The sequence below is a fragment of the Paraburkholderia heleia NBRC 101817 genome (assembly GCF_000739775.1).
GTDB lineage: Bacteria > Pseudomonadota > Gammaproteobacteria > Burkholderiales > Burkholderiaceae > Paraburkholderia > Paraburkholderia heleia.
This window is the reverse complement of the sequence record NZ_BBJH01000002.1, coordinates 1-11,858: the sequence shown is the minus strand read 5'-3', so window position 1 is coordinate 11,858 and position 11,858 is coordinate 1. Positions and strand designations below refer to the sequence as shown.

10 protein-coding genes are annotated in these 11,858 nt (G+C 65.6%); 9 read left to right on the top strand and 1 reads right to left on the bottom strand.

Translation table 11 applies throughout. The annotated features are described in order from the left end of the window. Positions 1-24: 24 nt before the first annotated feature. Positions 25-1,032, top strand: coding sequence for an NAD-dependent epimerase/dehydratase family protein (locus BHE01S_RS00730; protein ID WP_042259471.1), 1,008 nt, complete (start codon positions 25-27; stop codon positions 1,030-1,032). A gap of 46 nt (positions 1,033-1,078) precedes the next feature. Here BHE01S_RS00730 and BHE01S_RS00725 read toward each other — a convergent pair whose 3' ends face one another. Next, positions 1,079-2,821, bottom strand: a complete 1,743-nt coding sequence (locus tag BHE01S_RS00725; RefSeq protein WP_042259469.1) for an IlvD/Edd family dehydratase — start codon at positions 2,819-2,821, stop codon at positions 1,079-1,081. 286 nt (positions 2,822-3,107) lie between these two features. Here BHE01S_RS00725 and BHE01S_RS00720 point away from each other — a divergent pair, with 286 nt between their 5' ends. The 8 genes from BHE01S_RS00720 to BHE01S_RS00685 all read left to right on the top strand — a co-directional run bounded on the left by BHE01S_RS00720 (position 3,108) and on the right by BHE01S_RS00685 (position 11,853). After that, positions 3,108-4,058 carry an ABC transporter substrate-binding protein gene (locus BHE01S_RS00720; protein ID WP_245639612.1) on the top strand — a complete coding sequence of 317 codons (951 nt, stop codon included), beginning with the start codon at positions 3,108-3,110 and terminating at the stop codon, positions 4,056-4,058. A 97-nt stretch (positions 4,059-4,155) separates the two neighbouring features. Continuing rightward, positions 4,156-5,679, top strand: a complete 1,524-nt coding sequence (locus BHE01S_RS00715) for a sugar ABC transporter ATP-binding protein (protein ID WP_042259464.1) — start codon at positions 4,156-4,158, stop codon at positions 5,677-5,679. Further along, positions 5,676-6,713 carry an ABC transporter permease gene (locus tag BHE01S_RS00710; protein ID WP_042259463.1) on the top strand — a complete coding sequence of 346 codons (1,038 nt, stop codon included), beginning with the start codon at positions 5,676-5,678 and terminating at the stop codon, positions 6,711-6,713. Before BHE01S_RS00715 ends, BHE01S_RS00710 begins: the two co-directional genes overlap by 4 nt. Positions 6,714-6,746: 33 nt before the next feature. Continuing rightward, the gene (gene yjfF, locus BHE01S_RS00705; RefSeq protein ID WP_042259461.1) at positions 6,747-7,886 is read left to right on the top strand and encodes a galactofuranose ABC transporter, permease protein YjfF; all 1,140 of its coding nucleotides are present in this window, start codon (positions 6,747-6,749) and stop codon (positions 7,884-7,886) included. A 233-nt stretch (positions 7,887-8,119) separates the two neighbouring features. Further along, positions 8,120-9,223 (top strand): sugar ABC transporter substrate-binding protein, encoded by a 1,104-nt coding sequence (locus tag BHE01S_RS00700; RefSeq protein ID WP_042259459.1) that lies wholly within the window; start codon positions 8,120-8,122, stop codon positions 9,221-9,223. A gap of 27 nt (positions 9,224-9,250) precedes the next feature. After that, complete coding sequence (locus tag BHE01S_RS00695) at positions 9,251-10,264, top strand: ABC transporter permease (protein WP_042259457.1); 1,014 nt, start codon at positions 9,251-9,253, stop codon at positions 10,262-10,264. Next, positions 10,264-11,073, top strand: a complete 810-nt coding sequence (locus BHE01S_RS00690) for an ATP-binding cassette domain-containing protein (protein ID WP_042259454.1) — start codon at positions 10,264-10,266, stop codon at positions 11,071-11,073. The genes BHE01S_RS00695 and BHE01S_RS00690 overlap by 1 nt, the downstream gene beginning before the upstream one ends. Before the next feature lie 54 nt (positions 11,074-11,127). Beyond that, positions 11,128-11,853: a FadR/GntR family transcriptional regulator gene (locus BHE01S_RS00685; protein WP_042259452.1), complete on the top strand. Its 726-nt coding sequence runs from the start codon at positions 11,128-11,130 to the stop codon at positions 11,851-11,853. Positions 11,854-11,858: the final 5 nt, after the last annotated feature.

Below are 11,858 nucleotides of genomic sequence, written 5' to 3'. Positions count from 1 at the left end.
AGCTCACCCGCAAGGAGATCCAGCATGAGCCTCGGCCCCATCATTCGACAGAACCGCGCGCTCGTGCTCGGCGCAAGCGGCGGAATCGGCAGCGAAGTCGCGCGCCAGTTGCAGGCCGCCGGCTGGCAAGTCCGCGCGCTGCGGCGCGGCGGCGCACCGGATACGGCGGCGGCGAGCGCCATCGAATGGCTCGACGGCGACGTGCTCTCGCGCGAAGCGGTGGTACGCGCGGCACAGGGTTGCACGGTAATCGTGCACGCCGTGAACCCGCCCGGCTACCGGCGCTGGGCGCAGGTCGTGCTGCCGATGATCGACAACACGCTCGCCGCGGCGGCTGCCGTGGGTGCGACCGTCGTGCTGCCGGGCACGGTCTACAACTTCGGGCCCGACACCTTCCCGGTGCTGCGTGAAGACTCGCCGCAGCAGCCGCTCACGCGCAAGGGAGCGATTCGCGTGGAACTGGAGCGGCGCATGCGGGCCGCGAGCGAGCATGGCGTACGCTCGATCGTCGTGCGCGCGGGGGACTTTTTCGGGCCGCACGTGGGCAACAGCTGGTTTGCGCAAGGGATCGTGAAGCGTGGCGAGCCTGTGCGGACCGTGCGTCAGCCGGGTACGCGCGGCGTGGGCCACGCGTGGTCGTACGTGCCTGACGTCGCGCGCACGATGCTCGAGTTGTTCGAGCGCCGCGACACGCTGCCCGCGTTCGCGACGTTCCACATGGCCGGCCACTGGGATGCCGACGGCTCGCAACTCGTCGAAGCGATCTGCCGCGTCGCCCGGCGTCACGGACTGAAGCCGCAAAGCAAGCCCTTCTCCTGGGCCTTCGTCCGCGCCATCTCGCCGTTCGTGACGACGCTGCGTGAACTGATGGAGATGCGCTACTTGTGGAGCGAGCCGTTGCAGCTCGACAATGCCCGCCTCGTCCGCGAACTCGGGCGCGAGCCTCATACGCCGCTCGACGAAGCCGTCGAGGCGACGCTCATGGGCCTGAACTGCCTCGGCGCAGAAGAACGGGCGCCACAGGCGGCTTGATGCTTACGCCTTGATGCGCCGTGCGATTTGATACGGATGCCGAAATTCAATGCGAATGCCGCGGCACGTCCGAGCCGCGGCAGCCCACCAGGAAGTCGAAATCGCAGCCCTCGTCGGCCTGCAGCACATGTTCGACATAAAGCCTGCGATAACCGCTGCGGTCGGCGGGGATCGGATGCTGATTCGCGGCCCATTCGTCGAGCCGCGCGACGATCGCCTCGTCGCTGATATCCACGCGCAGCACGCCCTTCTCGCAGTCAAGTTCGATCCAGTCGCCGTCGCGCACGATCGCGAGCGGCCCGCCCGCGCGCGCTTCAGGGGCCACGTGCAGCACCACCGTCCCATACGCTGTGCCGCTCATGCGCGCGTCCGACACGCGCACCATGTCGGTCACGCCCTGCGCGAGCAGCTTGGGCGGCAGGCCCATGTTGCCCACTTCGGCCATGCCCGGATAGCCCTTGGGCCCGCAGTTCTTCATGACGAGCACGGAGTCGGCCGTAACGTCGAGATCGGGGTCGCCAATGCGCGCCTTGTAGTCGTCGAAGTTCTCGAACACCACGGCGCGCCCGCGATGCTTCAACAGCGTCTGCGTGGCCGCCGACGGCTTGAGCACCGCGCCGTTCGGCGCGAGATTGCCGCGCAGCACGCACAGCCCGCCGTCCTGCACGAGCGGATTGTCGAGCGGGCGAATGACTTCGGCGTTGTGAATGGGCGCTTCGCGCACGTTCTCCCAGAGCGTCTTGCCGTTGGCCGTGAGCGCATCGGGATGCGGCAGCAGGTTCGCTTCACCGAGGCGCCGCAGCACCGCGGGCAAGCCACCCGCGTAATAGAACTCCTCCATCAGAAAGCGGCCCGAAGGCTGCAGGTCGACGAGGGTCGGCGTACCCCGCCCGATGCGCGTCCAGTCGTCGAGTCCGAGCGGCACGCCGATGCGCCCCGCAATCGCCTTCAGGTGGATCGCCGCATTGGTCGAGCCGCCGATGGCCGCATTCGTGCGAATGGCGTTCTCGAACGCCTCTCGCGTGAGCAGTTTCGACAGACGCAAATCTTCGAGCGCCATCTCCACGATGCGCATGCCCGACATGTGCGCGAGCACGTAGCGGCGCGCGTCCACAGCCGGAATCGCGGCGTTGTGCGGCAGCGTCACACCCAGCGCTTCGGCCATGCACGCCATGGTCGAAGCCGTGCCCATGGTGTTGCAGGTGCCCGCCGAGCGCGACATACCCGACTCCGCCGACATGAACTCGTGGATCGAGATCTTGCCCGCCTTCACCTGCTCGCTCAGTTGCCACACGACCGTGCCCGAGCCGATATCGCGCCCTTCATGCTTGCCGTTGAGCATCGGCCCGCCGGTCACGGCAATGGCCGGCACGTCGCAACTCGCCGCGCCCATCAGCAGCGCGGGCGTGGTCTTGTCGCAGCCCACGAGCAGCACGACCGCATCGACCGGATTGCCTCGTATGGATTCCTCAACGTCCATCGAAGCGAGGTTGCGCGTGAACATGGCCGTGGGCCGCAGGTTCGACTCGCCGTTCGAGAACACGGGAAACTCGACAGGAAATCCGCCGGCTTCGTAGATGCCTCGCTTGACGTGCTCGGCGAGCTTGCGAAAGTGCGCGTTACAGGGCGTGAGTTCCGACCAGGTATTGCAAATGCCGATAATCGGCTTGCCCGCGAACTCGTGATCCGGGATCCCCTGATTCTTCATCCAGCTCCGGTACATGAAGCCGTTTTTATCGGTAGTGCCGAACCACGCGGCCGAGCGAAGCTTGGGCTTACGGGTGTTCATGGCTTTGCCCACTTAGTGAGAAAGTCCAATAAATAGCATGACTATATGAGTCAGGCTTATCGGGAAAACGCTAATCGAAACCGTTCCGGACGTTGCATATAGTTTGTCTATTGTGGTCAGCAGGGGCGGCTAACGGGATACCGAAAGGATATAACCGGAGGCCAGGGATGGCGCGATACTTCTCGTGATACTGTCCGGCCGTGATGGACGCGGGTGTAGCGCCATGAATTAAAGAAATACAACGTGCAGAGCTACATCGGAGACACGCATGAAACTGGCAACACGCATGGTAAGCGGGCTGGTCGCTGCGGCGGCCGCTTTCTCGTTGGCGGCGGGCGTCGCCCACGCCGAAGACAAGCAGATCACGCTGGGTTTTGCCCAGGTCGGCGCGGAAAGCGCCTGGCGTACGGCCAACACGGTGTCGGTCAAACAGGCCGCCAAAGACGCCGGCATCAACCTCAAGTTCTCGGACGCCCAGCAGAAGCAGGAAAACCAGATCAAGGCGATCCGCTCGTATATCGCCCAGAAGGTGGACGTAATCGCGTTCTCGCCCGTGGTGGAATCGGGCTGGGAGCCGGTGCTACAGGAAGCCAAACGCGCGAAGATTCCCGTGATCCTCACGGACCGCAACATCGACGTGAAGGACCCGTCGCTCTACGTGACGATGATCGGTTCGGACTTCATGGAAGAAGGCCGCCGCGCGGGCAAGTGGCTTGAAGATCACTACAAGAACAACCCCGGCCCGATCAATATCGTCGAGCTCCAGGGCACGGTGGGTTCCGCGCCGGCCAACGACCGTCATTCGGGCCTCATGGAAGTGATCAAGAACGATCCGAAGTTCAAGATCATCGCTTCGCAAAGCGGCGACTTCACGCTCGCCGGCGGCAAGCAGGTCATGGAGGCGTTCGCGAAGACGTATGGAAACAAGATCAACGTGGTCTACGCGCATAACGACGACATGGCACTCGGCGCGATCCAGGCCATGGAAGAAGCCGGCATGAAGCCGGGCAAGGACATCAGCGTCGTGTCGTTCGACGCCACCAAGGGCGGCTTCGAGGCGATGATCGCCGGCAAGATGAACGTGGACGTGGAGTGCAGCCCGCTGCTCGGGCCGCAGCTCATGAGCGCCGTGAAGGACGTCGTGGCGGGCAAGCAGCTGCCCAAGCGCATCGTGACGAACGAAACGGTGTTCCCGATGGACGTGGCGGCGCAGGTGCTGCCGTCGCGCAAGTACTAAACTTCGCTGCAAGCGGCGCGGTGTGTTTCGCATCCCTTAGTATTTAAGGGGCTTACTAAGCACGCCGCGCGCTCGATGGCCTCTTTCACGGTTGCCCATGAGCGTTTCCCCGATACTCGAAACCGTCGGTCTTACCCGAACCTTCCCCGGCGTGCGCGCACTCGACCGGGTCGATTTTCGTCTGTACCCGGGCGAAATCCATACGCTGATGGGACAGAACGGCGCCGGCAAGTCCACGCTCATCAACGTGCTGACCGGCGTGCACCAGCCCGAGGCGGGCGAGATACGTCTCGCGGGCGAGGCCGTGCACTTTCCGACGCCGCAAATGGCGGAAGCCGCCGGCATCCAGACGCTCTACCAGGAAGTCAATCTCTGCCCGAATCTCTCGGTTGCAGAGAACATTTTCGCGGGCCGCCAGCCGCGCAGGCGCGGCCTCGGCCTGATCGACTGGAAAACGATTCATCGCCGCGCGCAAGAAGCGCTCGCGGAGCTGAATCTCTCGCTCGACGTCACGCAGTCGCTCGACACCTACCCGATCGCCATGCAGCAGATGGTGGCGATTGCGCGCGCCGTGTCCGTCGATGCGCGCATCCTGATTCTAGACGAGCCGACTTCCAGCCTCGACGAAGGCGAAGTCGCGCGCCTTTTCGAGGTGCTGCGCAAGCTCAAGGCGTCGGGTATCGCGATCCTGTTCGTCACGCATTTTCTGGAGCAGACCTATGCCATCTCCGATCGCATCACGGTGATGCGCAACGGCGAGCGCGAAGGCGAATATCTCGCCGCCGATCTGCCGGTGCAAACGCTGGTCGCGAAAATGGTGGGTCTGCAGAACGCGGGCGAGCGGCTCACGCAAGCCGAAGCCGCACACGGCGAAACGGCTGCAACGGATACCGCGCCCTATCTTGCGGCGCAGGGCGTGGCGCGCCGCGGCGTGCTCAATCCGCTCGATCTGGAAGTGCAGCCGGGGCAGATTCTGGGCCTGGCCGGCCTGCTCGGCTCGGGCCGCACGGAGACCGCGCGCCTGCTCTTCGGCGCGGACAAAGCCGATGCAGGCACGGTGCACATCGACGGCAAAGCCGTGAAGCTCTCCTCGCCGCGCGACGCCGTGCGCCACGGCATGGCCTATTGTCCCGAAGACCGCAAGAAGGAAGGCATCGTCGCCGACCTGTCGATCCGCGAAAACATCGTGCTCGCGCTGCAGGCGCAACTCGGCTGGTGGCGCATGATCCGGCGCTCGCGCCAGCGCGAACTGGCCAACGAATATATCGAGCAGCTCGGCATCAAGGCGCGCGACGCCGAGCAGCCTATTGGCCTGCTGTCGGGCGGCAACCAGCAGAAGGTGCTGCTCGCGCGCTGGCTCGCGACCAGGCCGCGTCTGCTGATACTCGACGAACCGACGCGCGGCATCGACGTGGCCGCCAAGTTCGAAATCATGGACCGCGTGCGTGCGCTCTGCGCGAAGGGCCTCGGCATCCTGTTCATCTCGTCGGAGATCAGCGAGGTGGTGCGCGTCTCCGACCGCATCGCCGTGCTGCGCGACCGACGCAAGGTGGCCGAGCTATCGGGCGCGGCGCGCACGGAGCACGAAGTCTACGACCTCATTGCCGGAGACCGTCGATGACGCGCCCCGCCCTCCCCGCCTGGCTTTCGCTCGTCATCCGGCATCCGCTGGTGTGGCCCGCGGTGACGCTCATCGCGCTGTTCGCCGTCGATGTGGCGCATCGCGGCAACTTCCTCTCGATCACGATGCTGGGCGGCCACCTGTTCGGCGCGCCCATCGACATCCTCATGCGCGCCGCGCCGCTCGTCGTGGTGTCGCTCGGGATGACGCTCGTGATCGCCACGCGCGGCATCGACATTTCCGTGGGCGCCGTCGTGGCGATTGCGGGTGCGGCGGCCGCCACCGTGCTCGCCGCCGATCCTTCGCGCGTGGGCCTGGCGTTCGGCGCGGCGCTCGCGGTGGGCCTGCTCGCCGGCATCTGGAACGGGCTGCTCGTCGCGTTCGTCGGCATGCAGCCGATCATCGCCACGCTCATCCTGATGGTGGCGGGCCGCGGCGTGGCGCAGTTGCTCACGGGCGGCCAGATCATCCCCATCGGCGCGCCGGGGTATCTGTTCGCGGGCGGCGGCTATTTCGCGCTCATCCCGTGCGCCGTGTGGATCGCGCTCGCCGTGACCGGGCTCACAGCCCTCATCGTCAACCGCACGGCGCTCGGGCTCTTCATCCGCTCGATCGGCGTGAATCCGGTGGCGGCGCGGCTTGCGGGCCTGTCGTCGCAAGCCGTGGTGTTCGGCGCGTACGCGTTCTGCGGCGTGACCGCCGCGATCGCCGGCATTCTGATCAGCTCGAACGTGCGCAGCGCGGACGGCAACAACGCGGGCCTGCTGCTCGAACTCGACGCGATTCTCGCCGTGACGCTCGGCGGCACGTCGCTGCTGGGCGGGCGCTTCAGTCTCGCGGGCACGGTGCTCGGCGCGCTCATCATCCAGACGCTCACCTACACCACCTATTCGATCGGCGTGCCGCCCGAGGCCACGCTCGTCGTGAAGGCCGTGGTCGTGCTGCTCGTGTGTCTGATCCAGTCGCCCGCCGCGCGCACCTTCGCTTTTCAACAACTCAAACGCCTCGCTCTCGCGCGCCGCGCGCGCGCCTGAGCACGAAGCGCACCCATTCGGGGGAAGCCGAGCATGAACCGCCCAGCCCTGTCCTTGTCGAACACGCTCGCAGCGTGCCGGCGCGGCGCCACCCGCTTCGTCGATCCGCGCGTGCTGCCCATCGTGGTGACCGTCGTGCTCTTTGCCGTGCTGTTCGGCTTCGGCTCGGTCATGTACACCGGGTTCTTCTCGCTGCAGGTGGCCTTCGGGCTGCTGGTCGACAACGCGTTCCTGCTGATCGTCGCCATCGGCATGACGTTCGTGATCATCTCGGGCGGCATCGATCTTTCGGTAGGCGCCGTGGTTGCGCTCACGACGATCCTCTGCGCCGTGGGCACCGAGAAGCTGCACTGGCCCGTGCTCGTCGTCGTGCCGCTCGTTTTGCTCTGCGGGGCGCTCTATGGCGCGGCAATGGGCGCGCTGATCCACTTCTTCCGGCTGCAGCCCTTCATCATCACGCTCGCGGGCATGTTCCTCGCGCGCGGCACCTGCTTTCTCATCACCACCGAATCCATCCAGATCAACGACCCCGGTTTTCACGCGCTATCCGAATTCAGCATTCCGGTGGGCAGCGGCTCGCTCACCACGGGCTCGCTCACGGCCATCGCCATGCTCGCTGCGGGCATCGTCATCGCGCACTTCACGCGCTTTGGACGCAACGTCTACGCGATCGGCGGCAACGAGCGCTCCGCGCTGCTCATGGGCCTGCCGGTGGCGCGCACCAAGATCGGCGTCTACGCGCTCTCGGGCTTTTGCTCGGCGCTCGGCGGCGTGGTGTTTACGCTCTACGTGCTCTCGGGCTACGGGCTGCAGGCGCAAGGCATGGAACTCGACGCCATCGCCGCGACGGTGATCGGCGGCACGCTGCTCACGGGCGGCGTGGGCTATGTGATCGGCTCGGTGTTCGGCGTGGGCATTCTCGGCACGATCCAGACGCTCATTACCTTCGACGGCACGCTCAGCTCGTGGTGGACGCGCATCGTGATCGGCGCGCTGCTCTGCGCGTTCTGCCTCATGCAGCGCGCAACCGAGCGCCACGCCGCGCGTCGCAAATCCACCGGCACGGGCCGCGGCGCCCCGCGCCCCGCGCGCGGGCGATCCGCCACGCCGATGGACCAGGCGAGGCTCGCCAGCCCGCCGCCACCCATGCAGGAGGCGAAAGGCAGTGCGTAAGCCGCTTGTCATGGGCGACCCGCCGCCGCGCGAGGGCCTATGGAGTAGTTACGGGTATACATGGATTAGGAGGCCTCATCACGCTGCACTAAGATTTTTGCGGTACCGTCGGCGCCTGGCGAACACACGTTCGCTGCGGATGTCTCGCGCGTTCCCCCGGTACTGGCCAGTATCTGCACGCTTTTCGACGCAAGTCGACTACATCGACCACGATGACAAGACCGGAGGAAAACATGGCGCAGGATCGGGATGACACAAAAGACGGGAAGAGCTTGATCGACACGGGCCGGCGCGGCCTGATGCAGGGTGCGGGCTTGGGCGCGGCGCTTTCGCTGCTCGGCGCGGTGGGCGGCGGCGGATTCATTTCCACGGCGCAGGCCGCCGAATCGGGCTTCCCGTCGCACAAGAAGTGGAAGATCGTGTTCGTCAATCACGTCACCACGAATCCGTTCTTCGTGCCCACGCAATACGGCATTCAGGACGCATGCTCGCTGCTCAACATGGACTACCAGTGGACCGGCTCGGCCACCTCCGACGCGGGCGAAATGGTGCGCGCCGTGAATGCGGCGATCGCCGCGAAAGCCGATGCGATCGCGGTGCCGATCGTCGACCCGACCGCCTTCGACAAGCCGATTCAGGCGGCGCTCGACGCGGGCATTCCGGTCTTCGCCTATAACGCCGACGCGCCGCGCGGCAAGAAGAACCCGCGCCTCGCCTATATCGGCCAGGACCTGTATCTCTCGGGCTACCAGATGGGCGAGCGCATCGTGAGCCTGATCGACAGCGGCCTCGTCGGCCTGTTCATCGCCACGCCTGGCCAGCTCAACATCCAGCCGCGTCTGGACGGCGCGAGCGACGCCATCAAGAAGTCCGGCAAGAAGATCGACATCCAGACCGTCGCGACGGGCGCGACCGTCAACGAAGAGCTTTCGAAGATCAAGTCGTTCTACCTGGGCCACCAGGACCTGAAAGGCATGTTCGCCGTGGATGCGGGCAGCACGCAGGGCGTCGCGCAGGTGATGAAGGAAAGCAACCTGCCTTCGAAGGGCGTACACGGCGGCGGCTTCGACCTGCTGCCCACCACGGTTCAGCTCATTCACGAAGGCTTCCTCGACTTCACGATCGACCAGCAGCCGTATGTGCAGGGCTTCTATACGGTGATGCAGGCGTTCGTGACCCTCGCCTCCGGCGGACTGGTCGGCCCGGCCGACACGAACACGGGTCTGAAGTTCGTGACGAAGGATACCGTCGAGCCGTACCTGAACACCTCGACGCGGTACGAAGGCAAGACCACCAAGCCGCAAATCGTGCCGATGAGCGGTGCGATCAAGTCTTGACGAACTGCGCACAACGAACTACGAGTGATGAACTCCGTGAACGAAACTGGCAAGGCTGAAGTCACCGCGCGGGCTGCTGGCCGCCCGCGCGGGCAATGGTTCTCCGCGTGGGCGCCCGAACTGCGCATTCTGCTCGTGGCGATGATCCTCGCGGCGTACTTCGAATTTTCCAACCGGGATTTCCTGCTCACCAACGCGAGTCTCGTCAACCTCTCGCAGTTCATCGCGCCGGTGGCGATCATCGCGTTCGGCGAAATCATGCTGATGATCGGCGGCGACATCGATCTGTCGGCGGGCATGGTGTTCGCCTTCGCGCCGTTCATGATGGTGTTCGCCAACGACGCGGGCGCGCCCATGTGGCTCGCCGTGATCGCGGGGCTGGTGGCCGCGGGCATCGTCGGCTTCGTGAACGGGGCCGTGACTGTGTGGCTGCGCCTGCCCTCGTTCGTCACGACGCTCGGCACGCTCTTCCTCATCAACGGCATCACGCTCACGATCTCGCGCGGCACGCCGGTGCAGACGCCGGGCTCTCCCGAATTCGCGGCCTTCATGGGCGCCTGGGGCTATAGCGAGATCATCTGGACCGTGGCGATCGCGTTGGCGATGCATGTGCTGTTGCGGCATACGCGCTGGGGCCTGCATACGCAGGCGGCGGGCGCGAATCCGCTAGGCGCGAGCGAAGCCGGTATTCACGTGAACCGGCTGCGCCTCGGCAACTTCATCATCGCCGCCGTGCTCGCGGGCTTCACCGGCATTCTGGAAGGCTTTCGCATCACCTCGATCGACCCGCAGGCGGGCGGCAACCAGATCATGTTCCTCGCCGTGGCTTCGGCCGTGATCGGCGGCACGCCGCTCACGGGCGGCTCGGGCACGATCGTGGGCGGCCTGATCGGTGCGGCGGTGCTCGGCATTCTCAACGACGGCTTCACGCTCATCGGCATCAACGCGTTCACCTTCAACATCATTCTCGGCGCCGCGATTCTCGCCGCCATGGTCTTCAACATCCACGTTGGGCGCCTGCGCCGCAAAGGGAGCCGATGATGGACGAACCGCAAACCGCCCCCGGCGGCGCGAGCGCCACGGCCGACGCGCCGCTCGCCCTGCGGGCCGACAACATCGTCAAGCGCTTCGGCGCGGTGACGGCGCTCGACGGCGTTTCGCTCACGCTCGGCCGCGGCGAAATCCTCGGCATTCTCGGCGACAACGGCGCGGGCAAGTCCACGCTCGTGAAAATCCTCACGGGTTTTCACCAGCAAACGAGCGGCACGCTGCAGATCGACGGCAGCGAAACGCTGCTGCGCTCGGTGGACCATGCGCGCTCGCTCGGCATCGAATGCGTTTATCAGGACCTCGCGCTCGCCAATTCGCTGAGCATTTACCACAACATGTTCCTGAACCGCGAGATCGTGCGGCGCGGGCCCTTCAAACTGCTCGACCACAAGCAGATGCGCCAGCGCGCGGCCCAGCTGCTCGACGACATCGGCGTGCATGTGCCCTCGGTGGACCTGCCTGTAGAGCGGCTTTCAGGCGGTCAGCGCCAGGCTATCGCGGTGGCGCGCGCCGTGCATTCGAACGCAAGAATCCTCCTGCTCGACGAGCCGCTCGCCGCAATGGGAGCGCGGGAAGCGGGTCTGATCATCGATCTGATCATGCGTTTGAAGGAAAAAGGCGGCCTATCGATTATCATGATCATGCACAACTATGCGCAGACGCTCGATATTGCGGATCGCATCATGTTGATGCAGCGAGGCCGCGTGACATACGAGCAGCACAGCGCCAATACCTCGGTGGCTGAGCTGATGGATATCGTGCGGCGGGAATATCGGGCCATGCGCGCCACCAGCGCGTAACGGGCCTGCAAACAGGGGGGACGCTCCGACCGGGTAGCCCCCGGCCGGACCATCATGGATTACCGCAATCTAGAGAAACGCAAGAGCATGCACGCGCGCATCGTGCAGGAGCTCGGCATGCAGATCGTAGGCGGCACGCTCGCCCCCGGGCAGCGCCTGCCTCCCGAACCCACGCTGTGCGAAACCTACGGCGTGAGTCGCCCGGTGCTGCGCGAGGCCACGCGCGTGCTGGTCGCCAAGGGCCTCGTGGTGTCGAAGCCGCGCGTGGGCAGTGTCGTGCGGCCGCGCGAAGAATGGCACATGCTCGACCCCGACGTGCTGTACTGGACCGTCAACAGCATTCCCGAAGGCGAGTTCTTCCGCTCGCTCATGACCGTGCGGCAGATCATCGAGCCCGCCGCCGCCGCGCTCGCCGCGATTTCAGCCAACGACGAAGACCGCGCCCGCATTACCGCGGCCTACGCGCGCATGGAGCAGGCGCAGACCGCCGCCGACCTGCTCGAGCCCGATCTGGAATTCCACCGCGCGATCATGGCGGCCACGCATAACAACATGCTGGCGTACATCGGCAACATGCTCTCGCTCGCGCTTTCCGAATCGATCAAGCTCACGAGCCGCCATCCCAACACGCATGCGCTTTCGTTGCCGCGCCACAAGGCGATTCTCACGGCGATCGAGCACGGCGACGCGCTCGCGGCGCGCCAGGCGAGCGTCGTTCAGCTCGACAATGCGCGCGCCGACGCCAACTCGATTCTGGGCGGGGCAGGCCTCGAGAATTGAGGCGC

Bases quoted from the DNA above. Each gene is read 5' to 3' on its own strand.
- BHE01S_RS00730 (WP_042259471.1), top strand. From the start codon at position 25: ATGAGCCTCGGCCCCATCATTCGACAGAACCGCGCGCTCGTGCTCGGC.
- BHE01S_RS00725 (WP_042259469.1), bottom strand. From the start codon at position 2,821: ATGAACACCCGTAAGCCCAAGCTTCGCTCGGCCGCGTGGTTCGGCACT.
- BHE01S_RS00720 (WP_245639612.1), top strand. From the start codon at position 3,108: ATGGTAAGCGGGCTGGTCGCTGCGGCGGCCGCTTTCTCGTTGGCGGCG.
- BHE01S_RS00715 (WP_042259464.1), top strand. From the start codon at position 4,156: ATGAGCGTTTCCCCGATACTCGAAACCGTCGGTCTTACCCGAACCTTC.
- BHE01S_RS00710 (WP_042259463.1), top strand. From the start codon at position 5,676: ATGACGCGCCCCGCCCTCCCCGCCTGGCTTTCGCTCGTCATCCGGCAT.
- yjfF (WP_042259461.1), top strand. From the start codon at position 6,747: ATGAACCGCCCAGCCCTGTCCTTGTCGAACACGCTCGCAGCGTGCCGG.
- BHE01S_RS00700 (WP_042259459.1), top strand. From the start codon at position 8,120: ATGGCGCAGGATCGGGATGACACAAAAGACGGGAAGAGCTTGATCGAC.
- BHE01S_RS00695 (WP_042259457.1), top strand. From the start codon at position 9,251: ATGAACTCCGTGAACGAAACTGGCAAGGCTGAAGTCACCGCGCGGGCT.
- BHE01S_RS00690 (WP_042259454.1), top strand. From the start codon at position 10,264: ATGGACGAACCGCAAACCGCCCCCGGCGGCGCGAGCGCCACGGCCGAC.
- BHE01S_RS00685 (WP_042259452.1), top strand. From the start codon at position 11,128: ATGGATTACCGCAATCTAGAGAAACGCAAGAGCATGCACGCGCGCATC.